Source organism: Thalassospira lucentensis (assembly GCF_050516545.1).
Lineage (GTDB): Bacteria > Pseudomonadota > Alphaproteobacteria > Rhodospirillales > Thalassospiraceae > Thalassospira > Thalassospira lucentensis_C.
In genome coordinates this window covers 255176-282146 of sequence record NZ_CP191544.1, presented here as the reverse complement: position 1 = coordinate 282146, position 26971 = coordinate 255176, and the positions used below count along the sequence as shown (strand labels likewise).

Below are 26971 nucleotides of genomic sequence, written 5' to 3'. Positions count from 1 at the left end.
ACCGTGCAAACACCCCAAAAACGAATGATTTCCCTTGCAACAGCACCAGATTTGCTGTTTGCAGAGGGCCAGTCATTCTGACCATTTTTCTGTTCTCAAGCTTATCGGTTTTTCCATGGCGCCACCGCTGATCAATATTAACGACATTCACCTGACCTTTGGCGGGAATGATCTGTTTTCCGATGTCTCCTTTGCCATCGGTGAACGCGATCGCCTGTGTCTTGTCGGGCGCAATGGTGGTGGCAAGTCGACCTTGCTTAAAATCATCGCCGGCGAGATCGAAGCCGATGGTGGCGAACGGTTCGTTCAGCCGGGCTGCAAAGTCGCCTATCTTAATCAGGAACCGAAGTTCGACGGATATGACACGGTCGAGGAATTTGTTCTTTCGGCTCTGGATGCGCATGAAGAAGAATATTCCTATCGTTCTGACATGCTGTTGGCATCGGTTGACATCGACCCGAAAGCCGATCCCAAGCAACTTTCAGGTGGCGAAGGTCGCCGTGCTGCGATTGCGCGTGCATTGATTGCCGACCCACAGGTTTTGCTGCTTGATGAGCCGACCAACCATCTTGATCTCCCGACGATTGAATGGCTTGAAGGCGAGATCAAGAATTTCCGCGGTGCTGTCGTCGTGATCTCGCATGACCGGGCATTTTTGAATGCGGTTTCCAACGGGGTTCTGTGGCTTGATCGTGGGGTGATGCATCAAGGGTCGCTTAACTTTGCCAAGTTCGAAGAATGGTCTGAGGAAATCTATCGCAAGGAATCCGAAGAACGCGCGAAGCTTGATAAGCTGATTGCCAAGGAAACCGTTTGGTCGGTTCAGGGCATTTCCGCCCGCCGCAAACGTAATCAGGGCCGCCTGCGCCGTCTTTATGACATGCGAGAACAGCGGTCCAGTCAGATTGATCGCATCGGCAATGTATCGCTTGCGGCAGACACAGGTTCTGCTTCGGGTAAGGTTGTGATTGAGGCAACCGACATCGCGAAATCGTTTGGCGACCGCCAGATCATTACCGATTTCTCCACCCGTATTTTGCGCGGTGACAAGGTTGGCATTATTGGCCCGAATGGAGCTGGTAAAACAACGCTTTTGAAAATGCTGACCGGGCAGATTGAGCCCGATAGCGGCACAATCAAAATCGGCACCAACCTGAATGCCAGTTACTTTGATCAGAAACGCGTCGCCCTTGATGATACCAAAACCCTTTGGGATACATTGTGCGATGTCGGTGGCGATCAGGTCATGGTGCGTGGCAACCCGCGCCATGTGGTCAGTTACCTGCGTGACTTCCTGTTTGATGAGAAACAGGCAAGAAGCCCGGTTGGCGCACTTTCGGGTGGGGAGCGTAACCGTCTTTTGCTCGCCAAACAGCTTGCCAAGCCGACCAACCTTCTGATCATGGATGAGCCGACCAACGATCTTGATATGGATACGCTCGATCTGTTGCAGGAAATGCTTGATGATTACGAAGGCACCCTGCTTCTGGTTAGCCATGACCGTGACTTCCTTGACCGGGTTGTGACATCCTCCATCGTCATGGAAGGCGACGGTTTGGCGGTTGAATATGCTGGCGGGTATTCCGACTATATCACGCAGCGCAAATTATCGCAGGCCGAAGCACCAAAGGACGACAAGAACCTTGGAAAACTTGGCAAGAAACCCGCGGGCAATAGTGGCGCAAAACCCAAGGCAGCCGCCAAAGTAAAGATGAGCTACAAGGACCAGCGCGAATACGACAATTTGCCCGGTGATATGGCGAAGCTTGAAAAAGAAATCAGCACGCTTGAAGAAGCGCTTGCTGATAGCAACCTGTTCGTCAAAGAACCGGCAAATTTCCAAAAGAAAGTTGATCGTCTGGATGCAGCGCGTAGCGAACTTGCGGCATCAGAAGAACGCTGGCTTGAACTTGAAATGCTGCGCGAGGAACTTGGGCAGGCATAGGCCTCGCTTCCAGACACCCAACCCTTCTGTCTTTATTTCAACGTAACTTATCCATGCGGAGCTTTACCCGCATGGAGAGTTGCGTCAAACTCACATCAAATAATTTAACTTTTGAGTTGAAAAGAACTCATTTGTCGTTTGACGCCAAACAGATGACAAAGGGTCTGTCCGTGCATCCGATCTAGTTGGATTGATTGCGAGGGCCGTCTCATCAGAGTTATCCAAATGCCCGCCCCCATTTTGCAGAAAGCACGCACGATGCCCTTAAAAGCCGTCCTTATGGCCCTGTCCGTTGCCGTTATCTGGGGCATCAATATGCTCACGGTCAAAGGGGCGGTTGGTGAAATCCCGCCATTCATGTTGACCACGATCCGCTTTGTCGCTGTGGCGATTTTACTGGTGCCGTTCGTTAAGATGCCGCGCGAACATCTGGGCAAAATTGCCATAACGTCGCTTGTGTTTGGATCCCTTCATTTTGGCGTGTTGTTCTTTGCGCTTTCACTGATTGATGCCGGGCCGGTGGCAATTATCATTCTACTCGGCGTGCCATTTTCATCGATGCTGGCGACCTATTTCTTTGATGACCGGCTTGGATGGAAACGGTTATCGGGGATGGCACTGGCCTTTATCGGCGTCACGATCATGTTCTGGGACCCGACCATGACCGACTTGCAACTCCCGCTTCTGTTGGTGGTGTTTGCCGCCTTCATGTGGGCAGTTGCCAATGTCATGATCAAGAAAATGGGCGATATCAACACGTTCGAGCTAAATGGTTGGATGGCCTTGATGGCAGCCCCCCAGTTGCTTTTACTGTCCCTGATCTTCGAACCGCATGCGTTTGAGGCGGTTATGGCGGCAAGCTGGGTTGCATGGGCAAACCTCAGCTTCACGGTGATTATGTCATCAATCGTTGCCTACGGATTTTGGTATCATTTGCTAAAGACCCAAGATGTGAATGTGGTGGTGCCTTGGTCATTGCTTGCCCCTGTTATCAGCATTCTGGGATCGTTCATCATATTTGACGAGACATTCTCATTGCTTAAAATCATTGGCAGTGCCGTTGTTCTGTGCGGTGTCACCGTCATCATGTTGCGCAAACCCGTACACCGCAAAACGCAAGGGATGGACTGATCCAGATGGTGGAAAGGGATATCAGGGACGGGTTACTTAAAAACGTGATTGACCATCCGTCGCCAAATTTCGGGCCGCGTCCAGATAATTGCCCGATAGATATCCTTGTCTTGCACTATACCGGCATGAAAAGCGGAAAAGACGCGCTTGATCGACTTTGCGATCCGGACAGTTCCGTTTCCAGTCATTATCTCGTTGAGGAAGATGGTCGTGTCTTCCACCTTGTCGATGAGGACAAACGTGCGTGGCATGCCGGGCGCGGCAATTGGCAGAATTGCGTTGATGTGAATTCGCATTCGATTGGCATTGAAATCGTCAATCCCGGCCATGAATTTGGCTACCGCCCGTTTCCCGATGAACAAATAGCGTCGGTTATTGCACTTTGTCAGGACATTCTGACCCGACATAACATTCCCTCCGATCGCATCATTGCCCATTCCGATATGGCGCCTGATCGCAAAGAAGATCCCGGCGAGTTTTTCCCATGGAACTTGCTGGCAGAGAACGGCATTGGTCTTTGGCCCGGCACCCGTCAAACTTCGCCGGTTGATCTACCTGAATTTGATCGCCTGCTGGATCAGATCGGTTATGGCAACCCGTCCGACGATGTCACCGATGCTGAACAGGATGCTTACTGCATCAAACGATACATCGCGTTTCAGCGCCATTGGCGACCATCGGATATTTCCGGTGTGATTGACGATGAATGTATGGGTATTGCCCAAGCCCTTGCCCGCAAGCTATAGGCGCCCCGGCATCAACCGCTTTGACCACCGCTTTTTCTTGACGCAACGCGCGATGTAACCTACATCACCGCCACCAGATGGCCGGATGGCTGCCCTTGCTGCTTGCAGTCGGGGAGGAAAGTCCGGGCTCCATGGAAACACGGTGCCAGATAACGTCTGGCGGGGGCGACCCTAGGGAAAGTGCCACAGAAAGCAAACCACCGACACGGCGCAAGCCCTGTCGGAAAGGGTGAAAGGGTGCGGTAAGAGCGCACCGGTCCTTCAGTAATGCGGGACGCATGGTAAACCCCACCGGGAGCAAAACCTAATAGGAATGGTCGGCCGGATGCTTCGGCATTGTCGGCAGGTGGGTTTTCGCACCACCATTCGGGTTGGTTGCAGGAGGCGTTCGGCGACGAACGTCCCAGATGAATAGCCATCCAATGCGGCTTGCCGCATGGACAGAACCCGGCTTACAGGCCATCTGGTCTTATTTTCTTTCGCCAAAAGACAAAAGGCGATGACATCCAAAGGGTCATCGCCTTGCAATAGTTGATATCCCGCGAACCGGAATAGCCGGAATATTCAGCCGCGTTCCGCAATTGACTGCGCAAAATACGTATCGGCTTCTTCCTGCGTTCCTTCTGGAATATCGACAGCGGTCTGATCTTTGATCATTTTGCCCAGTGTCGGCAGGGTTTTGCGGTCAATCTGGACATTGGCATCCCAAAGCTTGGAGCGCATCAGCGATTTCGCACAATGCAGGAAGGCCTCGTCAACCGTGATCCGGATTGCCGTAATGGGCGGCTTTGGCGTATCGGCAAACAGACCCAGCAAGGCGGGATCGGTGCTGATTTCAGCCGTGCCATTAATCCGCAGCGTTTCGTTGATACCCGGCACAAAGAAAAGCATGCCGACTTTCGGGTTATCAACAATGTTTGACAGCGTATCTACACGATTGTTACCCGGACGGTCGGGCATGACGATCGTGTTGTCATCAAGCACCTTGATAAAGCCCGGTCCATCGCCGCGCGGGCTGACATCGGCATCACCATTGCAATCGGCCGATGAAATCACGGCAAAGGGCGAAAGTTCGATAAAATGCTTACAATGCGGGTCAAGTTTGGACAGACACTTGGCAACAGCCAGTCCCATTGGTTCGCCGTAGACAGCACGGAGTTTTTCCTGAGTATCGATTTTGGTCATGGGGCGCACCTTCTGCGGGAATCAGGGGCCGAAATTGCGTCACTTGAGAACGCAAGTCAATTGCCGATCAACCCAAAATGATCTCGCTGACTGTTTTGACGGCTGCGAATTCGCCATTGAGACTGGCAAGGGTCACGTCGTGCACAAGATCAGCCTTAAAAACCCGGCCATCGGGCAGGCTACGATCAAATGTTCCACAGGCATCAGATGCGATAGTCGCATCAAAACCAAGATTACCGGCCATGCGTGTTGTGGTATTGACGCAATGATCGGTTGTGATCCCGCACAGAATCAGTTTCGAAATGCCTTGTGCGCGCAAATCCGCCTCAAGACTGGTTCCGATAAAGGCAGAATTGACATTCTTGCCATAGACAGGCTCACCCGCAATCGGCGCCAAGGCAGCCTTGATTGCGTTGCCCGCATTATCAGGATGCAAGCGTGATTTTGGTTCGGTTGAGTCATGCTTTACATGGAAAACCGGCTGGCCAATCTTTCGCCAATGGGAAAGTAACTTTTCGCCATTGATTTCTGCATCCGGGTTATTGCGATTTCCCCAATAATCAAGGTCATCAAATCCTTGCTGCCAATCAATCAGGATCAGGGCGGTCTGGCTCATTTCGGGGCTCCGGTATTCTCGGTGGAAGTGTGACAGGTATTTCTATGACCCATTTTACCCACAAAGCCGCTGGCGGAAATGACAATCACCCCACCAATTCTGCCAAACGACCTAAAGCCAGCCTTTGCGTTTGAAATACCAAAGCGGCAAGACAGCCGAAAGCACCATCAATCCAATCGCCACCGGATAACCAAACTGCCAACTGAGTTCGGGCATGACATCGAAATTCATGCCATAGATGCTTGCGATCAAGGTTGGCGGCAGGAACGCAGCAGCGGCGACTGAGAAAATCTTGATGATGTTGTTTTGTTCAAGACTGATCATGCCAAGGGTGGCATCGAGCAGGAAGGTTACTTTGTTCGCGATGAAATTGGCATGTTCCGTGATCGACACAATATCGCGCGAAATCACTTTAAGCCGCGCTTTGGCGTCTTTCTTCAGCCGGGTCTGGGTGGACAGGAAAAGCCCGACGCGGTGCAGGTTCAACAAACTGTCCTTGGCCTTGCCCGAGAGGTTACCCGTCCGTCCGATCTGACGCAGGGTATCGCGGTGATCCTGATCCGATCCGCGATCCTCGGGGTTGGCAAAAACCTGATTTGACAGGCTTTCAAGATCGGTTGCCGTTTGCTCCATCACATCGGCCAGACGATCGACAATCTGTTCAAGCAGCCCAAACAAAACCGCCTCGGCACTATTGGCCAAGGACGGGCTGCGTTTGACCCGACGGATAAAGGTTTTGAACGGCACCGGATCAGCATAGCGCAGCGTAATCAGGGTTTTCTTAACCAGAATGAAGGTCACAGCCGTTGTTTGCGGGGCGTCTGTCGCCGCGCGGTTCAAAACCGATACGGTCATAAACAGCGCGCCGTCTTCGTCATACAAACGCGAAGAAAGTTCAATTTCCTGCATTTCCTCGCGGGTCGGCACTTCAATCCCGAACCGTTCTTCAATGGTATGGATTTCTTCTGGCGTTGGCGAGAGAAGATCAATCCAGACAGGTTGGCGTTCGGCCTTTGCCACTGTCGGCGCAGGCGCAGAAGTTGGCTCAGGATCTGGCGTGGCCGCTACCTTTTGGCTAGGACCAGCTTCGATGTTAGCGCTAACACCAACAGGATTAGCGGCAGTATCTTCTGCGCCATCGCCGCTTTCGGGCGTCGAGCGCACCGGGGCAAAAAATTCGCTGGTGTCCATCAATCTTTCTCCATCCATGCTGGCTTGCCGTTGGCTCCGGATACCAGATTATTGTTTTAGTGCCATATGGTGTTTGCGTCGCCATCCAACCCGAATTGGCCTGCGCAAACCAACGATCGTTCAATGACGGTCCTTCCTAGAACGGCAGCACCGTCTGGAATGCAAACGGATCGAGGTCCGGGTCGTCTCCGCGCTTATCGTCATAGGTCAGGCGCGCCTGATCAAGGAATTCGTCCTTGCTAATCATATTGTCATTATTGGTATCAAAATTCGGAAACAGGATTTCAAGCCGACGGCTTTCGGTGCGCAATCGTTGCCGGTTGGCTTCTGCTGATCCTGGCAATTGTTCGACGGCGGTAAATTCACGTCCGACCAGAACGTTATCGCCATTGATATCACGTCTGCGAAACATCCAGCTTGAATAAGATGCTGCTTCATCAGCATTGATGCGGCCATCCTGATCAATATCAATCGGATGATATTGTTCCCGATAGAGTTTGACCTGTTCGGGAATGCCCGATGTCACAACACCAGCCCCGCCATTTTTCTGGGCGAGTGCCTTGGCAATGGCTTCACTCAACCCCGGAATATTTGCAGCACCATCGCCGGAAACGCTAGGAACGCCAGTCAACCCTGCGGCACCATCTGCCCCGTCCAGACCACCAAGCCCCGACAAACCGCCCAGACCAAATTGCGACATCAATTCAGGATTATTCTGCAATTGTTTCATGATCAATGGCAGTAATTCACGTACTTGCGGCGATGAAACTTCGGGCGAATTTGAACTGCTGCCCGCCTTATCAAGGGTTAAGCCCTGCGCCAAAGCAGAACCGTCGCCAGCAGGATTAAAGCCGGGCATCGCAACCGCGCCCAGAAATGCGCAACCCATTAATAAAGTGGCAGCTTTTATCCGCAACAATCGCTTCCTTCATTTCACTGACGCTGCCCCGCGCCAGAAAGTGACACATAACAGTCAGGCGTAACACGGCATTTGATTTCAATGCCAGCTCACCGACATTACGCAAGACTGCCGATCATGCCAAACATAGCGATCATAAAGTTATCTGGCATCCCTTCCATCAAATGTCATTCAGACATTCTGCAGGAGTTCGCCCGCGCATCAAACCCGATTGGGACCCAAATCGCAAATTGTCTTCAAACATCGCCCACCAGAACCCAAAACCGCACAGGACCCATTTAAACCCGGAAACAGGTTTTTTAGGGGCCTCCCATGGGAACCCATGGAACGGATTTGGGATTTTATGGGCACAGTATGGATAAGATCGTGTTTTTGCATGTTTTTGGCGGATTTCAGGCTTTTTGCATATACCGCAGAATCCGCGGAAATGTGCTGAAACGTCATAGTTGACCCCATCAAATCCCATTGACCCCCATCATTTCCCATGATACCCCATTAATAGGCACAAATTCCGTGTCACGCGGGGCATATCCAATTCAAACAGCGACAGGTCACATGACCGCCCATCTCGGGTTCTGATTTGAAGACGGATTTTTTGATCAGGGGAATGGCGAAGTGCTGTTCACAGGGACGCACATTCACAAGCTGGACCGAAAGGGGCGCGTATCCGTCCCCAAAAGGTTCCGTGCGGCCCTTGACCAAGAAGAGTTCTCTGGCATTCACCTGTACCAATCCCATAAGGAAAGTGCTCTTGAAGGCTGTAGCCACAGCCATATGGAGCGTATTGCAGCATCCCTAGATGAACTTGATATGTTCTCGGACGAAGCCGACGACCTGGCTGATACCATCCTTGGTTCGTCCCATATGCTGCCATATGACGGCGAAGGCCGTATCATCCTTCCCGCGGAATTGATCGAATTTGCCCGCATCGAAGATCAGGTCGCCTTTGTCGGCCGTGGTCGCACCTTCCGTCTGTGGAACCCTGACATCTTCAAGCCCCTGCAAGATGCCAGCCGGACCCGCACACTGAACCGTGGTGCGACGCTTAAGCTCAAACCGATGGCTGAATTCCCGCAAGGCGCACGTCCCAGCGCCCCAACCGGGGAGGACGCATCATGAGCGATAACGACATCAGCTTTGCCACAGAAGATCGCCCGCATAAGCCGGTCTTGCTGCGCGAGGTGCTGGACGCTCTGGCACCGTGTGACGGCGAAATCATGGTTGACGGCACCTTTGGCGCAGGCGGTTACTCCCGCGCCATTCTTGATTCTGCCAAATGCGAACTTTACGGCATCGACCGCGACCCAAGTGCAGTTGCGACCGGGCGGAAATTTGAAACCGAATTCGACGGCCGCTTCCATATGGTTGAAGGGTGCTTTGGCGATATGGGCCGTTTGATCCCGGCTGCCGGACCCCAAAAAGTGGACGGTATCGTTCTGGATATCGGCGTTTCATCGATGCAGATCGATCAGGCCGATCGCGGCTTTTCGTTCCGCACCGATGGCCCGCTTGATATGCGCATGTCGATGTCTGGCCCAACCGCGGCCGATTTCATCAACACCGCCGAAGAAGAAGACATCGCCAACGTCATTTATCGTTATGGCGAAGAACGTGCTTCACGCAAGGTCGCGCACAAGATCATTGAAATGCGCGCTGAAGAACCCTTTACCACAACATCCCAACTTGCCCGTGCGGTTCGTTCGGTCGTGCGCAAATCAAAAGATGGCATTGATCCAGCCACCCGCACGTTTCAAGCCCTGCGCATCTATGTGAATGATGAGTTGGGCGAACTTGAACGCGCGATGGATGCGGCTGAACATCTTTTGAATCCCGGCGGGCGTTTGGTGGTTGTGACGTTCCATTCGCTTGAAGACCGTCAGGTTAAAACGTTTATGAAAGCGCGTTCGGGTGATCCGCGCAAAATGTCGCGCCGCCTGCCCGGCGAACCAGAAGTCGCCATTCCGACCTTTACGACCATCACCCGCAAAGCTGTGACAGGTCAAAAGGACGAAATCCGCGCCAATCCACGTGCGCGGTCGGCCAAACTTCGTGCAGTTGCCCGTAACGAGCAGCCCGCCACACCGCAAGGGGGCAAAGAATGACCCGTGCGGTAACCATCATCGGTCTTTTCCTGACCATTCTGATTGGTGCGGGCACCTATTGGGTCAGCCACGAAGTCGAACGTCTTGAAAAACACTATGCCGAAATTCAGACAAACATTCTGGCCGAACAGGAAAGCATCCATGTGCTTCAGGCCGAATGGAGCTATCTGAACAATCCGGAACGGATTGAACGGCTGTCGCAAGAATATCTCAGCCTTGATCAGATCAAGGTGCTGCAAATGGCCAGCATCGACGATCTTCCAGAAGATGCCGATCTTCATCAGTACCGCATCGACAAATTCGGCGAAGCCGTTGCGTTTATGCCGGTTCCGCGCGCCCGTCCGGGTGATCTGATGTATGACGAAGCTGCTGACGCCATGATTATTGGCGCCCCGTCGGTCGCAACCGATACCGGAGGCGCACAATGAGCTTCACACGGTTCACATACTGGCTGCGCGGTGATCGCCCGGAACTTGGCCCGGATCAGCGCGAGCGTTTAGCGCTTGAAACCGCGCGCAACCGCATTTTCATTACCGGTGCGATGTTCATTATCGGTTTTTGCTGGATCACGTATGGTCTGGTTGATGCATCTGTCCTGCGTCAGGGCAATGAGCCCGCGGTTGCGTCGGGAACCGATGCCCGCGAACTTAAAACCGAACGTGCCGATATTGTTGATCGCAACGGCATCTTGCTTGCGACCGATCTTCCGACCAATTCGCTGTATGCCGATGCCCGTGTCGTTAAGGACCCGGTTGAATCAGCTGACCAGTTGCTTACGGTTTTGCCTGATCTGGATCGCGATACGCTGATCCGGCATTTAAGTTCGCGCAAACCCTTTGTCTGGCTGCGCCGCAACCTGACACCTGAACAGCAATATGAAGTCAATTCGCTGGGTGTCCCGGGGCTTAATTTCCAGCGCGAAGAACGCCGGGTTTACCCGCATGGGCGTCTGTTCGCCCACGTGCTTGGTTTTACCGACATTGATAATAACGGCATTGCCGGTGCCGAGCGCAAATTTGATAACGAACTTCGGATCAATAACGGACCACTTCAACTTTCGCTTGATACCCGTGTGCAATATGCGCTTGAGGAAGAAGTCGGAAGTGCCATGGAAACCTATAGCGCGGTCGGCGCTGCTGGTTTGGTCATGGACATTTATACCGGCGAAGTTGTTGCGATGACCTCGCTTCCGAATTTCGACCCACACCGTCCGGGACAGGCCCCGGCAGACGCGCGGTTCAATCGCGCGACGCTGGGCGTTTATGAAATGGGGTCGGTGTTTAAATTGTTTAACACCGCAATCGCGCTTGAAACCGGCACGGCGACATTGAACTCGGTTTACGATGCGACAGAACCGCTGCGCATTGCCCGGTTCTCGATCCGCGATTATCACGCTGAAAACCGCTGGCTGACGGTCCCGGAAATTCTGGTGCACAGCTCCAACATCGGGTCGGCCCGGATGGCCATGGCCTTTGGCGGCGACAACCAGCAAAAATATCTTAAAAAGCTTGGCATGCTCGACAAACCGGAGATCGAGCTTCCTGAAGTTGGCGGACCGCTTGTGCCCAGTCCGTGGCGCGAGATCAACACCATGACAATCGCATTTGGTCATGGGTTGGCTGTGACCCCGCTTCAGGTTGTCAGTGGCATTTCCACCATTGCAAATGGTGGCATTCGCCGCCCGGCGACCATCGTTAAGCAAGATGGCGCACCGGCAGGTGAACGTGTGTTTTCCCAACAAACTTCGGAACAGCTCCGGCGCTTGATGCGCCTGGTTGTAACCGAAGGGTCGGGTAAAAAAGCCGAAGTGGCGGGGTACTTCCTTGGCGGGAAGACCGGCACCTCGGAGAAACTTGTGAACGGGCGCTACGTAAAGAATGCCCGCATGTCGACCTTTGTCGCCGCCTTCCCGATGCAGGACCCGAAATATGTGGTTCTGGTGACGTTAGACGAGCCCAAAGGCACCAAAGAAACTTATGGATTTGCCACAGCAGGTTGGGTGTCCGCCCCTGCGGTTGGCAAGGTTGTGACACGTATTGCTCCCCTTTTGGGCATTGAACCGGCGAATGCGAAGGCGCCGGAGATCGAGCAAGCGTTGCAGATTGAACTTCGCAAAGGGGAACGCAAACTTGCGTCTTTCTGAGCTCATGGCAGGTGATCAAGCGGCACTTAAATATGCCGAAGGACAGGACCCGAACATTTCGGGCCTGACAGCAGACTCACGCACCGTGAAGGATGGCTATATGTTTGCCGCCCTTTCAGGTGCCAGAGATGACGGCTCCAAATATATCGCTGATGCGATCAAACTTGGTGCTGCGGCCATCCTTGCAAAGGACGGCACCCCACGCCCGACAGCCGCGACAGTTCCGCTGATACCAGTGGAAAATCCGCGCAAACGTTACGCCCAGCTCGCTGCCCGTTTTTATGGTCAGCAACCGGCAAACATTGCGGCGATTACCGGTACAAACGGCAAAACATCGACCGCGATCTTTACCGAACAGCTTTGGACGATCCTTGGCAACCTGTCGGGGTCCATCGGCACCCTTGGCATTCGTGCCGCCGGGGCGAAAATCCCCGGATCGCTGACGACACCTGATCCGGTTGCGCTTCATCAAAGTCTTGATGAAATGTGTGGCATTGGCATCACCCATGTTGCGATGGAAGCAAGTTCGCACGGGCTTGATCAATATCGCCTTGATGGCGTGAAAGTAACCGTTGCCGCCTTTACCAATCTGTCGCGCGATCATCTTGATTATCACGGCACGTTCGAAAAATACTTCGCCGCCAAGGCCCGCCTGTTTAAGGACCTTCTGGTTGCCGATGGTACCGCGGTTCTAAACGCCGATGTCGAACAGTTCGCGATGCTGAAAAAGATGTGCGAAAAGCGCGGTGTGGATGTTTTGTCCTATGGTCAGAATGCCGATGACATCAAACTGATCAATGCCACCCCTGACAGCACCGGCACCAAAATCACCCTTCTGGCCAAAAAAGGTGAATACAGCATTCATCTGCCTTTGATGGGCAGCTTCCAGGTGATGAACGCGCTTGCAGCCCTTACAATCGTTGTTGCATCGGGTGCTGATCTTGATCAGGCGGTCTTGGCCCTTGAAAAACTTGAAGGTGTTCGGGGTCGTCTGGAACTTGTTGGCAAGACAAGTTTCAGGGCACCGGTCTTTGTTGACTATGCCCATACGCCAGACGCGCTTGAAACCGTGATCAAGGCCGTTCGCCCGCATTGCAAAGGCCGCATCGTTTGTGTATTTGGTGCTGGCGGTGACCGGGACGTTGGCAAGCGCCCATTGATGGGTGCCGTTGCCAAGGATTTTGCCGATATCGCCATCATTACCGATGACAATCCGCGCAGCGAAGACCCTGCCCTTATTCGCGCTGCCATCAAGGCAAAATGCGACGGTGCGGTCGAGATTGCGGATCGTGCAGAGGCGATCAAACGCGGCATCGGCATCCTGCAACGTAACGACGTCCTTATTATCGCCGGAAAAGGCCACGAAAGAGGCCAAATTGTCGGCGATACGGTTCTTCCGTTTGACGATGCATCTGTTGCCCGCAACATTCTTGCCGGCGGCAACTGACAAAAATTCCCGTTACGGCAACTGGCCGTGACGGCCTGACCGAAAAGAAAGCAATAGGATGACGAAGGCTGTTTTATGGACGGCAGGAGATGCCGCAACCGCAACCGGTGGCAAAACCACGGGCGACTGGTCCGTAACGGGTATCTCGATTGACAGCAGAAAAGTCAGTAAGGGTGATTTGTTTATCGCCCTTAAAGGTCCGAATTTTGACGGCCACAAATTTGCCCAAGCCGCCCTTGATACCGGTGCGCATGCGGTCATGGTTTCCGATGCCCGTGGCATTACCGAAACCGACAAGGTTCTTCTGGTTGATGACACGATGGCAGCGCTGGAGCGCCTTGGCATTGCAGGCCGCGCACGCAGCAGCGCCAAAATCATCGCCATTACCGGCAGTGTTGGTAAAACCGGCACCAAAGAAGCCCTGAAATACGTTTTATCCCAACAGGGTAAAACCCACGCCAGCCCGGCCAGTTTCAACAATCACTGGGGCGTTCCGATCAGTTTGGCGACACTGCCTTCTGATGCGCAATATGGCGTTCTGGAAATCGGCATGAACCATCCGGGCGAAATCAGCCCGCTGGTTAAAATGGCCAAACCGTCGGTTGCCTTGATCACCACCGTTGTTGGCGCTCATACCGAGTTCTTTAAGGACGAAGGTGAAATCGCCATGGCCAAGGCCGAAATTTTCGACGGTCTGGACACAGACGGCACCGTGATCCTGAACCGCGATAATCTGCATTACTTTGCCCTTGTGCGTCGTGCCAAGGAAATCGGACTGACCGACATTAAATGTTTTGGCACCGATGCCATGGCCAATTACCGATTGTTTGAAGCGAATATCGTCACCGATGGCAGTGCCGTTCGCGCCCGTGTTGGGAGCCGCGATCTTGAATATTTCATTGGCTGCCCCGGCGAACACTGGGTTTTGAATTCACTGGCCGTTCTTGGCTGTGTCGAGGCAATCGGGGCTGATACGGAACGCGCGGCACGCGATTTGGCCGATGTGACACCGCCTGCGGGTCGTGGCGAAATCTCGATCCTCAAAGTCCCGTCAGGGGATGGCACTTTTACGCTGATTGATGATGCCTATAACGCCAATCCGACATCCATGATGGCCGGGATCAAGGTTCTTGCACAAAGCAAGCCGGGTGAAAATGGGCGCAAGATTGCGGTTGTCGGTGACATGCGCGAGCTCGGCGATGATGCGGTTAAAATGCATGCCGATCTGCACCAACCCTTGACCGCGTTGGAGATTGATCGGGTTTATTCCGTCGGGCCCCTGATGGCTGAGCTTGATAAAACACTGCCTGCTGAACGCAATGCCGGTCATTTTGACACCGCCGAGGACGCAATCGACCCGATCAAGGCCGATTTACGCGATGGCGACGTTGTTTTGATCAAAGGATCGCTTGGCATTTACGTTTCGAAAATTGTATCGGCGCTAAAATCCGGTGGTGTGGTCGAACAGACCGCAACCGAACAGAACTAAGTCGCAGAAGGAACGACAAGAGCGATGCTCTATAATCTGCTTTATCCACTGGCCGATCAGATGCCGGTTTTCAACCTGTTTCGTTACATCACGTTCCGGACAGGTGGCGCGATCATAACGTCGCTTATCCTTGCTTTTGTTTTGGGTCCGTCCCTGATCCGCTGGTTGCGATCAAAACAAAGCGAAGGACAGCCGATCCGCGAAGACGGCCCGGAAAGTCACCTTCTGACGAAAAAAGGCACCCCGACGATGGGCGGCCTTTTACTGTTAATCTCAACATCGATTGCCACCCTTTTATGGGCGGACTTGACCAACGCCTATGTCTGGGCGGTTTTGCTGGTCACCATCGGCTATGGCTTCCTTGGTTTCCTTGATGACTTCCTGAAAGTTTCCAAGAAAAACACCAAAGGGTTGCCCGGCAAGATAAAGCTGCTTGGTCAGTTTTCGATTGCCGCAGTCGCTGCGTTCTGGATTTCCTATAACACGGCAGATCCGCTTTCGACCGCGCTGGCTTTCCCGTTCTTTAAAAATTATCTGCTTGATCTTGGCTGGTTCTTTGTCCCGTTTGCCATGTTTGTCATGGTCGGGGCATCCAATTCGGTCAATCTGACTGACGGGCTTGATGGTCTTGCCATCGTGCCGGTCATGATTGCTGCGGCAAGCTTTGCCCTGATCACGTATCTGATCGGGAACGTGCAGTTTGCCGAATATCTTCAGGTCCATTATGTCGCAGGTTCCGGCGAGTTGACCATTTTTCTTGGCGCACTGGTGGGGGCTGGCCTCGGGTTCCTTTGGTACAACGCCCCGCCTGCGATGGTGTTTATGGGCGATACCGGATCACTTGCCCTTGGTGGCGCACTTGGCGCGGTTTCGGTTGTCACCAAGCATGAACTGGTTCTTGCCATCATTGGCGGTTTGTTTGTTCTCGAAACCCTGTCGGTGATCATTCAGGTCGGGTCGTTCAAACTGACCGGAAAGCGCGTTTTCCGTATGGCCCCGCTGCACCACCATTTTGAGAAAAAAGGTTGGCAGGAACCCACCATCGTTATCCGGTTCTGGATCATTGCCGTCATTCTGGCCTTGGTCGGGCTTGCAACATTGAAACTTCGGTAAGGATACCGTCACGTGATTGATCTTTCGCATCTGCGCGGCAAAACCATTGCGGTGTTGGGTCTGGGGAAATCCGGACTTGCCAGTGTGAAAGCATTGATCAATGCAGGCGCGATTGTCTGGGCGTGGGATGACACGGCACAAGGCCGCGATCTGATCGAACCGTTGGGTCTTGCCCCGATCAATCTTGCGGAATGCGACTGGACGGAACCCGACATGCTGGTGATCAGCCCGGGCATTCCTTCGACCTTCCCGACCCCGCACCCCGCAGCCGAAAAAGCCCGCCGTGCCGGAAGGCCGATCATTTGCGATGTTGAATTGCTGTGTACTGCACAGGCCGATGTGCCGACTTTGGCCATCACCGGGACCAATGGCAAATCGACCACAACGGCCCTGACCGCCCATATCATCGCCCAAGCCGGAATTAAAACCCAGGCCGGTGGCAATCTTGGCAATGCCGCCCTTGGCTTAGAGCCATCTACAGCCGATGATTGCCTTGTTCTGGAACTGTCATCCTATCAGCTTGATCTGCTTGAACATTCTGAATTTGATGCCTGTGCGCTTTTGAACATCACCCCGGACCATCTTGACCGCCATGGCGGGATGGATGGCTATATCGGGTCCAAACGCCAGATCTTCGCACGCAACAAGGGGCCGAAATGGGCGATCATTTCAATTGATGATGAACCCTGTGCCAAGATGGCGGTTGAACTGGCCCGCGAAGGCGGTCGCCACATCATCGAAATTTCGGTCAAAAACCCGGTAGATCACGGCATTTACGTCGATGACAACGGATGGCTGATTGATGATCTTTCAGGGGCCAAAACCCGCATTCTTGATCTGAATACTGTTGCCCATATGCCGGGCAAACATAACTGGCAAAACATCGCCTTTGCTTACGGCCTTTGCCGAGCACGCGGTGTTGATGCCACACGGATCATTGATGGGGTCATGTCGTTTCCGGGGCTTGCACACCGTCAGGAACGGTTGGGCAGCATTGATGGTGTCGTGTTTGTCAATGACAGCAAGGCCACCAATGCCGAAGCATCGGCCAAAGCACTTTCCTCATATCATAATGTTTATTGGATTGTTGGCGGAAAACCCAAGGAAGGCGGCATTGCCGGACTTGAGGAATTCTATCCCAACATCAAGAAGGCCTATCTGATCGGGGCAGCGGCCAACGAATTTTCCGAGGCCCTTGGCGATGACCTGCCATGGGCAAAGTGTGAGACCCTTGATGTCGCCACCAAGGCGGCATTTGAGGATGCCAAGGCAAGTGGTGATGACGCGCCGGTGGTAATGTTAACCCCGGCCTGCGCATCCTTTGATCAGTTCAAAAGTTTTGAAGCACGTGGCGACGCATTTCGCGATCTTTACAACGCACTGGCCAAGGCCGGGAAGGTAAACGCATGAAGTCGCTGTTTGGCACGAACACCAACATTGCCTTTTCCCGTGCGGATACATCCGTTCTGGGCATCTGGTGGTGGACCGTTGATCGCTGGCTGCTAGCTGCCATCATTCTTTTGATGGGGATCGGGGCGCTTTTGGTCATGTCGGCAAGCCCGCCGGTCGCCGATCGTATCAATGTCGACAGCTTTCACTTTGTTACCCGCCAGTTCGTGTTTCTTGGCATGGCTGTTGTCTGCATGCTGTCGATTTCGCTGCTGCCGGTGAAATGGGTGCGACGGCTGGCATCCTTTATGTTTTTGGGCGTTATTTTCCTTTTGATCGTCACACCCTTTATCGGGTCCGAGATCAAAGGGGCGGTGCGATGGATCCATGTGGCCGGGGTAACGATCCAGCCGTCAGAGTTCCTGAAACCGGCATTTGCTGTCGTTGTGGCATGGATGTTTGCCGAAGGTCGGCTTAACCCGAACTTCCCGGGCTATATCGTTTCCAGCCTGATGCTGGCGATTTGTATTTTCCTGTTGATGATCCAGCCGGATTTCGGTCAAACCGTTGTTGTGACATCGATCTGGTCGGTTCAGATTTTCCTTGCTGGCCTTCCGATCATTTTGGTGTTCTGTCTTGGGCTTGGCGCGGTCGGCTTGGCCGTTAGTGCCTATTTGATCCTGCCACACGTGCAATCACGCGTGGATCGCTTCCTTGATCCGGCATCGGGAGACAATTATCAAATCGAACGATCCATGGAAGCCTTCATGAATGGCGGCATCATGGGCCGTGGCCCGGGCGAAGGCTGGGTTAAAAATTCCATCCCCGATGCCCATTCCGATTTTATCTTTGCCGTTGCCGGTGAAGAATTCGGACTTTTGTTCTGCGTGTTGGTCGTTGGTGTCTTTACCTTCATCATCATGCGTGGCCTGTCGCGCCTGATGGGGGAACGTAATCTGTTTGTCGTTCTGGCCGTCACCGGCATTCTGGTTCAGTTCGGGTTGCAAGCGGTGATTAACATGGCCTCCACCCTGCAACTGGTCCCGCCAAAGGGCATGACATTGCCGTTCGTATCGTATGGCGGATCTGCCACCATCGGTATCGCGATCGGCATGGGATTTGTTCTCGCCCTAACGCGCAAACGGCCCGGCGAATAAGCGGATCAAACGCGCACCTTGCCGTTCTTATAGCTGCATAGAAAACCGATTGTGGCCCAGCCCTGTCACGGTTTACGACGGACCCAAAATAATATGATCGATATTCTGCACGCCGAACCAAAGCACCGTTCTGGCTGGGAACAACTTTGGCGCCAATACATTTTCAAATTTGGTGCCCCCGATATGCCAGGTGAAGTGATTGATGGTCTTTGGCATCGTATCCTTGATCCGGATCACGCCATGCAGGCTTGGCTGGCGATTGGCCCTGATAGCCAAAACGAAGACCACTCCGTCATTGGTTTGGCGCATCTCATCATCCATCCCCACACATTTTCACTGCGCAATGTCGCCTATCTTGAAGATTTCTGGGTGTCGGCCGATCAACGTGGCCGGGGCATCGGCGGACAGATGATGACGGCATTGCAAGCAAAGGCCAAACAGCAAGACTGGGCCCGTCTGTATTGGTTAACCAGCGATGACAATGACGGTGCTCAACGCCTATATGACCGGTTGGCCAAACGCGATCATTCGGTTTTATACAAGATTGATACGGTTTAATGCGCGGCTCCAATACTTAGTGCAAAAGATCCCCCATTACGCGGGAATGACCAGCTTGGCAGTCGCATACCCGTTTCAAAACACACAGCCCTAAAAAACGACAAATTCCGGCCCTATAAATGCCCCCGCTTGAAGGGATGTTAACCTTTCTCGGGTTCTGATAGGGCAAACCGTCGTTGCGTAAGTGGATCAGATGACCGACAGCCAAAACATTGAAAATTCCCCGGCCACATCGCCGGACGTTACGCCCGACATTTCGCACGTTGCGGATGTGACGGAACACCCTTTGGCCGGACAGGTCATCGCCCTGACGTCGGGCGGAACTGGCGGGCATATGTTCCCCGCCGTTGCCTTGGCACGTGCGCTTGTGCGCCGCGGGGCCAAGGTTCTGTTTTTCACTGATGCCCGTGCATCACGCTATACCGACGGTGTTGACGGGGTTGAAACCATCATCCTTCCGGCAGGCGGCATTGCTGGCAAGGGATTAAAGGGCCGGATTACCGGCGCCCTTCGCCTTGGCCTTGGCACGATGAAGGCACGTTCGCTTCTGAAACAATCAAAGCCTGCTGCCGTGATTGGCTTTGGCGGCTATGCGTCGATCCCAGCAACATTATCGGCCAAATGGCTGGGTATTCCGTTTGCCATTCACGAACAAAATGCGGTTCTTGGTCGGGCCAACCGATTGGTTGCCGGTGCTGCCAAACGCATCGCAACATCATTTGCCACGGTCAGATTGATTGCCAAAAATGATGACGCCAAAGTCACATGGACCGGCAATCCGATCCGCCACGAAGTCGCCGCCCTTGCCAGCACGGAATATGACGTCCCGACGACAGAAGGTCCGGTGCGTTTACTGATTACCGGCGGGTCACAAGGTGCGCGCGTTTTATCAGAAGTTTTGCCGGCGGCCCTTGTCGCCCTGCCGCGTGATTTGCGTAACCGGCTGGTGGTGACACAACAGGCCCGCGCAGAAGATATCGATGCCGTCCGCAAAACCTATGACGGGTCGGGCATTGATGTGACACTGGCATCCTTTATCGATGATATCCCTGATCGCCTGCGTGATTGCCATCTGGTAATTGCACGGTCCGGGGCATCGACGGTGGCCGAACTGACCGCGGCCGGGCGTCCATCGCTTTTGGTGCCCCTGCCCCATGCCATTGATGATCATCAACGTTTTAACGCCCAACAGGTCGAAGAAGCCGGTGGGGCGTGGTTGTTGCCCCAAGATCGTTTTACGGTCGAAATTCTAAGCGAACGCCTGACCAAACTTTTGCAAAATCCGGCAGCCTTAAGCCGCGCAGCAAAGGCCGCCAAAGCCACGGGCCGCCCGAATGCCGCCGAACGGCTGGCTGATATGGTGCTTGATATGCTGGGACTGAACCCGGCAGGAAGCCCGAGCAACGAGAACATAAGTAAAGACCGAGGAGACACACTATGAACACCCTGCCGCTCAACATCGGCACCATCCACTTTGTCGGTATTGGCGGCATCGGTATGTCCGGTATTGCCGAAATTCTGCATAACCTTGGGTATTCCGTGCAAGGGTCTGACATTTCTGACAATGCCAACGTGCAGCGCCTGCGCGGTCTTGGCATCAAGGTCTTTGTCGGTCATGAAGGTAGCAATGTTACCGATGCCAAAGTTGTCGTGATTTCAACCGCGGTCAAGCCAAACAACCCTGAAGTCGTGGCCGCACGTGCCGATATGATCCCGGTTGTCCGCCGTGCGGAAATGTTGGCCGAACTGATGCGGCTTAAGGCGGCGATTGCAGTTGGTGGCACGCACGGCAAAACAACTACGACATCGCTTGTTGCGACCATGCTGGATGCGGCGGGCCTTGACCCAACTGTGATCAATGGCGGGATCATTAATTCATATGGCACCAATGCCCGTTTGGGCGATGGCGATTGGATGGTGGTTGAGGCCGATGAGTCTGATGGCACCTTTGTTAAGGTTCCCTCGACCATTTCTGTCGTCACCAACATTGATCCGGAACATCTTGATCACTGGAAAGATTTCGACCAACTGCGCGAAGCATTCAAAAACTTTGTTCAGAACATCCCGTTCTATGGCTTTGCCGTTTTGTGCATCGACCATCCCGAAGTTCAGGCCCTGATTGGCAAAGTCACAGATCGTCGTATCTTCACCTTTGGCTTTTCACCCCAAGCCGATGTGCGCGCGGTCAATGTGCGCACCAATATCGGCGATAGCGTCTTTGACGTTGTCATCCGTGAACGGGTTGATAGCGAAGAACGCGTGATCAAGGATGTCCGCCTGCCAATGGTTGGCGACCACAATGTTTCAAACTCGTTGGCGGCGATCACGGTTGCGCTTGAACTTGGCATTCCTGATGAAAAAATCGTATCGGCCTTTGATGGCTTTACCGGGGTTAAGCGCCGCTTTACCAAAACCGGAGAGGTTGATGGTGTCACCATTATTGATGATTACGGTCATCACCCGGTCGAAATCAAAGCCGTTCTAAAAGCCGCCCGTCAGGCAACCCGAAACAATGTCATTGCCGTGGTTCAGCCGCACCGTTATTCGCGCCTGCATGATCTGTTTGAAGATTTCTGCACCTGCTTTAACGATGCGGATAGCGTTATTGTTGCCGATGTTTATGAAGCCGGTGAAAGCCCGATTGAAGGCGCATCACGGGACTCGCTCGTTGAAGGTCTGCGCAACCGTGGCCACCGCCATGTTAGTGCCCTTGAGGGCCCGGAAAAACTGGCCGAAGCCGTCGCAGCAGAAGCAAAACCGGGCGATCTGGTTGTTTGCCTTGGTGCTGGTTCGATCAGTGCATGGGCCAACGCGCTTCCTGCACAACTTCAAGCATTGAAAAGCTGAGATCGTCATGAGCACGCCCGGACATCACACGCCACTGATTGACCGCCTGCCCAAGGTACGGGGCAAGCTGCGCGAAGGTGCGCAATTGTCCAAAGTTACCTGGTTTCAGGTGGGCGGTCCGGCCGATGTTATGTTCCGCCCTGCCGATGAAGCCGACCTTGCAGACTTTCTGAAAGCCAAGCCTGAAGATATGCCAGTTACCGTTATTGGTGTTGGATCAAATCTTTTGGTGCGTGATGGCGGCATTCGCGGCGTTGTCATTCGCCTTGGCCGCCCATTTACCGATGCAGTTGTGAAAGATGGCGACATTCATGTCGGTGCCGGTGCGCTTGATCTGAATGTCGCGCAAGTCGCGCAGCAAGCAGGCATTGCCGGACTTGAATTTTTGTCTGGCATTCCCGGCACCGTTGGAGGCGCCCTTCGCATGAATGCCGGGGCATATGGGACGGAAATCAAGGACGTGCTTGTAAGTGCCACCGCAATTGATGGCAAGGGAACGCGCCATACCATTACCCCCGATGCGATAGAAATGTCGTACCGTCATTGCGGTCTGCCCGAAGACTGGATTTTCACATCTGCCATCTTGCGCGGCACAACAGGCGATCCCGACGAAATCGCCAAACGCATGGATGACATTCAAAAAGCCCGTGCCGAATCACAACCAATCAAATCACGTACCGGTGGGTCGACATTTGCCAATCCAGAGTACAGTCGCGCATGGGAAGCCATTGATGCGGCTGGCTGCCGGGGTCTGAAAATTGGTGGCGCACAGATGTCGCAACAACATTGCAATTTCATGATCAATACCGGGGATGCCACCGCCCTTGATCTTGAACTATTGGGTGATGAAGTTCGCAAACGGGTTAAACAACATAGTGGCGTTGAGCTGCGCTGGGAAATCCGGCGCATTGGCGAACGCCTAGGTCACTCGATCATAGGAAAAGACGCATGAGCAAGCATGTCGCTGTCATTTACGGCGGTTGGTCGGCCGAGCGCGAAGTATCCCTGTCATCGGGCCGTGAATGTATCAAGGCGCTGCGTGAAAAGGGTTATAAAGTTACGGAAATCGACGCCATCCGTGACCTTGCCCGTCAATTGTCCGCTATTGATCCGAAACCGGATGTTATTTTCAACGCCTTACATGGCCGTTGGGGCGAAGATGGTGCGGTTCAGGGGCTGCTTGAAATTATGGATATTCCCTACACCCATTCCGGTGTCCGGGCATCCGCCATTGCCATGGATAAAATGTCGGCCAAGGCAATGTTCATGGAATATGACATTCCATGTGCCCGTCATGTCTGGGTGACACGCGATGAAATTGCCAATGGCACCGCGTTGCCGCCGCCCTATGTTCTTAAACCCAACAACGAAGGGTCATCTGTCGGGGTTGAGATCATCCTTACCCCGGAAGAAGAACAGAACATGCTGGCCCGCGCATGGGTCCATGGCGACGGCGTCATGCAGGAAGAATTCATTCCGGGCCGGGAAATGACCGTTGCGGTCAAGGACGGCAAGGCAATGGAAGTCATTGAAATTCTGACCGGAAATCATGCCTTTTACGATTTTGAATCAAAATATGTTCAAGGCGGTTCTGAACATATCATCCCGGCAGACATTCAAAGCGATTTGCGCGACCGTTTACAACGCCATGCCGAAGAATCTTATCGCGCCTTGGGGTGCCGTGGCATTGCCCGCGCCGATTTCCGCTATGACCCGGAAAATGATCGGTTGGCAATTCTGGAAATCAATACCCAACCCGGCATGACGCCAACATCCCTTGTTCCCGATGCAGCCCGTCATGACGGTATGAGCTTTGGCGACATCGTTGCATGGATGGTAGAGGATGCATCATGCGAACGTTAGGCACCATCGGAACGCTTGAAGAACAGGCCCGTGAACGCCGCGAAAAGCTTGATAAACAGCACGGCGTTGCTTCCAACCTGAAAAAGGTTGCGCGCGGTTTGTGGTGGACCGGTTTTATTGGCGCCATCACCATTATTCCCGCCGCCATCTGGTATACTGGCAAAGCCGACAAATGGCTTGTCATGGCGGAAAATGAAAGTATCCGCCTGTCAGCCGAACTTGGCATGACTGTCAAAAATATCGAAGTATCGGGCCGTGAAAAAACCGAACCCGATGCGCTTTTGGCCGCAATCGGCAAGAAAACCGGAACGCCGATCATTACCTTTGACGTTGATGCCGCGCGCGAACGGATCGAAGAACTTTCGTGGGTGCGCACCGCAACGGTTGAACGCCAATTGCCAGATACCCTGATTGTGTCGGTCATAGAACGCAAACCCCTTGCCCTGTGGCAAACCGAAGACCGCGGCCATGTTTTGATCGATGGCGACGGCGAGCAACTTCAGAACTATGAACTTGGTGATTACCTTGATCTGCCGGTTCTGGTGGGGGATGACGCGCCACAACATGCTGCCGAGATGCTGGCAACCATTCAGACCATTCCGCATTTGTACGATATGGTTACGGGTGCGCAGCGCATTGGTCATCGTCGCTGGAATATCCAGCTTTCAAACGGCATGTTTGTGCGTTTGCCGGAAAAGGATATGGACAAGGCCTGGCAGCGGCTTGAGATCCTTGACCGTGATCACGATTTGCTTAACCGAGATGTCTTGATTGTGGATTTACGCCTGCCCGACCGGACCTTTGTCCGTTTGACACCGGGTGCTGCGGAACTAAGACGCAACCCGCCAAAGAAGGAAGGGGCGGTTTAACCCCACCCTAGGCTCAAAGCCAATTAATAACCTTATGGCTCGTTGCGCCAAACCGGGATCGGCTGGCCAAGCGATTGCAGAATGCTGACATCACGTTTTTCAATAACATCAATCAGATGGGCGGCCAGTTCCTGTCCGGCGACGATCAGGTCTTCGCGCAAACTGTCAATCCGGGGTCGGGTATAGTTCAGCAGGTCCGATGTTTCCTTGGCGATCACGTCAATATCCCGGCCGACATCGAAACCTGACTGGATCAGGCCATCAATCAGCGCCATCGCGCATAACTCACTGCCACAGACAATGCCATCAGGCACATAATCCTGATGGCGCAACGCCATTCCAGCCTGCCTCAGAACTTCGCTGCTGCTATCAAGATCAATGCCGGTCAGAACCTTATGCGGGACGCCCGCGGCATCGGAAGCGGCGGTAAATCCGGCCAGGCTTTCCTGATAATATGAAAACTCGGATGGCGGGGACAGCAGGGCCAGACGTTTGCGTCCACGTTCGATCAACCGGTTGGCCGCCATTTCACAAAAAGATCTGTTATCAAAATCATGATAGGCATGCGCCGGCCCAGAAAGGCTTCGCCCATGCGCAACAAATGGCAAGCCACTTTGACGGAGCACGGCAATCCGTTCATCATCGGGACGCACATGGGTAATGATCACACCGTCTGCGGCCCGGCTATCAAGGATATAACGCACAGGGTCCATAGGATCATCTGATCGGGACTGCGGCGTTACCACCAAATGATACGGTGTGCCGCGTGTCGCATTCGATATCCCGACAATCATACGCCGGGCAAATTCCGGCACCTTGTCCGTTTGATCCAGAATCAGGCTGATGACGTTGGTTTTACCCGTACGCAGACGCACCCCTGCACGATCAGGATGATAACCGATTGCGTCCGCGACCTTGCGCACCCGCAACTTAGTTTTGACACTGATATCATGCGCATCCTTTAACGCGCGCGATACCGTGGTCACCCCAAGGCCGGTCATTTCCGCAATGGTTTTAAGCGTCGGTCGGCTTTGGGTACGCGATTGGCCCATATTGCCAACAGGATCATGATCGGGCAGGTTTCGGTCCCTCCTTAAAAGACATTCCAATAGGCATCTGAACGTCTAGCGCAGCCTTATGCCGCTTTGCGGATCGAAAAACACAACTTTTTCAAGGTTGAACACCAATTCCGCATGTTGTTTTGCCTGACCGGACCAATCTTGATGCAGGCGGGTGACGACTTCTTTGCCGCCCAGTGCTGTAATGGCGAAAATATCGGCCCCGGCCGGTTCGACCACATCAATCAAACAGGATGCCAAAACGTATTTCTGATCGACGCGCCCGGTTGCGCGGTTATCAACATCCGTAATGGCTTCGGGCCGAATGCCAACAATCACGTCACGCCCATCATAGCTTGCGACATCAGCTGGCAATTGTTTGAAATCAAGCACAAGCGGGACTTCGCCAGAACGTGCCATTTCAACCGTACTGCCCCGCACGGTTGCCGGGATCAGGTTCATGGCCGGTGATCCCATAAAATCAGCAACGAACAAATTGGACGGATCGTTATAAATCTCGGCCGGGGTGCCGTATTGCTGAACAATTCCGTCTTTTAAAACTGCGATCCGTGTGCCCAGTGTCATGGCTTCGATCTGGTCATGGGTGACATAGACAATTGTCGTGCCCAAGGCCTGATGCATGCGTTTGATTTCAGTGCGCATATCAACGCGCAGCTTGGCATCAAGGTTCGATAGTGGTTCATCAAACAGGAATAATTGTGGGTTCCGCACCAATGCACGGCCCATTGCCACGCGCTGGCGTTGCCCGCCGGAAAGTTGGCCGGGTTTACGATCCAACAAATGTTCGATCTGAAGTGTTTTGGCGACCTCGGCGACCTTGGCATCGCGTTCATCTTTGGGCATGCCGCGCATTTCCAGACCAAAGGCAATATTCTGACCAACATTCATGTTGGGATAAAGCGCATAGCTTTGGAACACCATCGCAATATTGCGTTCCGCAGGCGGCAGATCATCAATCACATTGCCATCAATGCGAATTTCCCCGGTTGTCAGGTTTTCAAGCCCGGCAATGGTGTTCAAAAGGGTCGATTTGCCACACCCTGATGGTCCGACAAGGACCAGAAAACCGCCTTCTTCAACATCAAGTGAAATATCGCGTAAGACATTGATCGGACCAAAACTTTTGCAAACCTTATCGATTTGTAGAAAGGACATGATAACTTCCCTGTACTTCTTTTTATG

24 protein-coding genes and 1 other RNA gene are annotated in these 26971 nt (G+C 53.4%); 19 read left to right on the top strand and 6 right to left on the bottom strand.

Features of this window, described 5'->3' with window-relative positions; translation table 11 throughout:
* Positions 1–115: 115 nt before the first annotated feature.
* From ACQ0MK_RS01190 to rnpB, 4 genes are all read left to right on the top strand, one after another.
* On the top strand, positions 116–1945 hold the full coding sequence (locus ACQ0MK_RS01190) for an ATP-binding cassette domain-containing protein (RefSeq protein WP_430474474.1): 1830 nt from the start codon (positions 116–118) through the stop codon (positions 1943–1945).
* A 225-nt stretch (positions 1946–2170) separates the two neighbouring features.
* Positions 2171–3076, top strand: a complete 906-nt coding sequence (locus ACQ0MK_RS01185; protein ID WP_430474473.1) for a DMT family transporter — start codon at positions 2171–2173, stop codon at positions 3074–3076.
* A 5-nt stretch (positions 3077–3081) separates the two neighbouring features.
* Positions 3082–3822, top strand: a complete 741-nt coding sequence (locus ACQ0MK_RS01180) for an N-acetylmuramoyl-L-alanine amidase (protein WP_430474472.1) — start codon at positions 3082–3084, stop codon at positions 3820–3822.
* A 73-nt stretch (positions 3823–3895) separates the two neighbouring features.
* An RNA gene (gene rnpB, locus ACQ0MK_RS01175) (RNase P RNA component class A) lies at positions 3896–4293 on the top strand.
* A 93-nt stretch (positions 4294–4386) separates the two neighbouring features.
* On the opposite strand, the gene ACQ0MK_RS01170 is transcribed toward rnpB, so the two are convergent.
* The 4 genes from ACQ0MK_RS01170 to ACQ0MK_RS01155 all read right to left on the bottom strand — a co-directional run bounded on the left by ACQ0MK_RS01170 (position 4387) and on the right by ACQ0MK_RS01155 (position 7673).
* Positions 4387–5007: a pyridoxamine 5'-phosphate oxidase family protein gene (locus tag ACQ0MK_RS01170; RefSeq protein ID WP_430474471.1), complete on the bottom strand. Its 621-nt coding sequence runs from the start codon at positions 5005–5007 to the stop codon at positions 4387–4389.
* Positions 5008–5074: 67 nt separating this feature from the next.
* Complete coding sequence (locus tag ACQ0MK_RS01165; protein WP_430474470.1) at positions 5075–5623, bottom strand: cysteine hydrolase family protein; 549 nt, start codon at positions 5621–5623, stop codon at positions 5075–5077.
* Between the two features lie 111 nt (positions 5624–5734).
* On the bottom strand, positions 5735–6814 hold the full coding sequence (gene corA, locus ACQ0MK_RS01160; RefSeq protein WP_430474469.1) for a magnesium/cobalt transporter CorA: 1080 nt from the start codon (positions 6812–6814) through the stop codon (positions 5735–5737).
* Between the two features lie 136 nt (positions 6815–6950).
* A complete protein-coding gene (locus tag ACQ0MK_RS01155) occupies positions 6951–7673 on the bottom strand; it encodes a hypothetical protein (protein ID WP_430474468.1) in 723 nt (240 codons plus the stop codon).
* A gap of 675 nt (positions 7674–8348) precedes the next feature.
* Between ACQ0MK_RS01155 and ACQ0MK_RS01150 the strand changes: the two genes are divergently transcribed.
* From ACQ0MK_RS01150 to ACQ0MK_RS01080, 15 genes are all read left to right on the top strand, one after another.
* Positions 8349–8852: a division/cell wall cluster transcriptional repressor MraZ gene (locus tag ACQ0MK_RS01150; RefSeq protein ID WP_430474467.1), complete on the top strand. Its 504-nt coding sequence runs from the start codon at positions 8349–8351 to the stop codon at positions 8850–8852.
* Positions 8849–9835, top strand: a complete 987-nt coding sequence (gene rsmH, locus ACQ0MK_RS01145; RefSeq protein ID WP_430474466.1) for a 16S rRNA (cytosine(1402)-N(4))-methyltransferase RsmH — start codon at positions 8849–8851, stop codon at positions 9833–9835. The genes ACQ0MK_RS01150 and rsmH overlap by 4 nt, the downstream gene beginning before the upstream one ends.
* On the top strand, positions 9832–10263 hold the full coding sequence (gene ftsL, locus ACQ0MK_RS01140; protein ID WP_430474465.1) for a cell division protein FtsL: 432 nt from the start codon (positions 9832–9834) through the stop codon (positions 10261–10263). Before rsmH ends, ftsL begins: the two co-directional genes overlap by 4 nt.
* The gene (locus tag ACQ0MK_RS01135; RefSeq protein ID WP_350047299.1) at positions 10260–11978 is read left to right on the top strand and encodes a peptidoglycan D,D-transpeptidase FtsI family protein; all 1719 of its coding nucleotides are present in this window, start codon (positions 10260–10262) and stop codon (positions 11976–11978) included. Before ftsL ends, ACQ0MK_RS01135 begins: the two co-directional genes overlap by 4 nt.
* Positions 11965–13425 carry a UDP-N-acetylmuramoyl-L-alanyl-D-glutamate--2,6-diaminopimelate ligase gene (locus tag ACQ0MK_RS01130; protein ID WP_430474464.1) on the top strand — a complete coding sequence of 487 codons (1461 nt, stop codon included), beginning with the start codon at positions 11965–11967 and terminating at the stop codon, positions 13423–13425. The genes ACQ0MK_RS01135 and ACQ0MK_RS01130 overlap by 14 nt, the downstream gene beginning before the upstream one ends.
* Positions 13426–13483: 58 nt before the next feature.
* A complete protein-coding gene (locus ACQ0MK_RS01125; protein ID WP_430474463.1) occupies positions 13484–14914 on the top strand; it encodes a UDP-N-acetylmuramoyl-tripeptide--D-alanyl-D-alanine ligase in 1431 nt (476 codons plus the stop codon).
* A gap of 24 nt (positions 14915–14938) precedes the next feature.
* Entirely contained in the window at positions 14939–16027 is a 1089-nt protein-coding gene (gene mraY, locus ACQ0MK_RS01120; RefSeq protein WP_430474462.1) for a phospho-N-acetylmuramoyl-pentapeptide-transferase, read from the top strand.
* A 12-nt stretch (positions 16028–16039) separates the two neighbouring features.
* On the top strand, positions 16040–17437 hold the full coding sequence (gene murD / locus ACQ0MK_RS01115) for a UDP-N-acetylmuramoyl-L-alanine--D-glutamate ligase (protein WP_430474461.1): 1398 nt from the start codon (positions 16040–16042) through the stop codon (positions 17435–17437).
* Positions 17434–18573, top strand: a complete 1140-nt coding sequence (ftsW, locus tag ACQ0MK_RS01110; RefSeq protein ID WP_430474460.1) for a putative lipid II flippase FtsW — start codon at positions 17434–17436, stop codon at positions 18571–18573. The genes murD and ftsW overlap by 4 nt, the downstream gene beginning before the upstream one ends.
* 93 nt (positions 18574–18666) lie before the next feature.
* On the top strand, positions 18667–19131 hold the full coding sequence (locus ACQ0MK_RS01105; protein WP_430474459.1) for a GNAT family N-acetyltransferase: 465 nt from the start codon (positions 18667–18669) through the stop codon (positions 19129–19131).
* A gap of 184 nt (positions 19132–19315) precedes the next feature.
* Complete coding sequence (gene murG, locus ACQ0MK_RS01100; RefSeq protein ID WP_430474458.1) at positions 19316–20572, top strand: undecaprenyldiphospho-muramoylpentapeptide beta-N-acetylglucosaminyltransferase; 1257 nt, start codon at positions 19316–19318, stop codon at positions 20570–20572.
* Positions 20569–21978, top strand: coding sequence for a UDP-N-acetylmuramate--L-alanine ligase (murC, locus tag ACQ0MK_RS01095; RefSeq protein WP_430474457.1), 1410 nt, complete (start codon positions 20569–20571; stop codon positions 21976–21978). The genes murG and murC overlap by 4 nt, the downstream gene beginning before the upstream one ends.
* Before the next feature lie 7 nt (positions 21979–21985).
* Positions 21986–22930, top strand: a complete 945-nt coding sequence (gene murB / locus ACQ0MK_RS01090) for a UDP-N-acetylmuramate dehydrogenase (protein ID WP_430474456.1) — start codon at positions 21986–21988, stop codon at positions 22928–22930.
* Complete coding sequence (locus tag ACQ0MK_RS01085; RefSeq protein ID WP_430474455.1) at positions 22927–23841, top strand: D-alanine--D-alanine ligase; 915 nt, start codon at positions 22927–22929, stop codon at positions 23839–23841. Before murB ends, ACQ0MK_RS01085 begins: the two co-directional genes overlap by 4 nt.
* Positions 23829–24710: a cell division protein FtsQ/DivIB gene (locus ACQ0MK_RS01080; RefSeq protein WP_430474454.1), complete on the top strand. Its 882-nt coding sequence runs from the start codon at positions 23829–23831 to the stop codon at positions 24708–24710. The genes ACQ0MK_RS01085 and ACQ0MK_RS01080 overlap by 13 nt, the downstream gene beginning before the upstream one ends.
* 32 nt (positions 24711–24742) lie before the next feature.
* Here ACQ0MK_RS01080 and ACQ0MK_RS01075 read toward each other — a convergent pair whose 3' ends face one another.
* Positions 24743–25762 (bottom strand): LacI family transcriptional regulator, encoded by a 1020-nt coding sequence (locus tag ACQ0MK_RS01075; RefSeq protein WP_430474453.1) that lies wholly within the window; start codon positions 25760–25762, stop codon positions 24743–24745.
* Between the two features lie 72 nt (positions 25763–25834).
* Positions 25835–26944, bottom strand: a complete 1110-nt coding sequence (locus ACQ0MK_RS01070) for an ABC transporter ATP-binding protein (RefSeq protein WP_430474452.1) — start codon at positions 26942–26944, stop codon at positions 25835–25837.
* Positions 26945–26971: the final 27 nt, after the last annotated feature.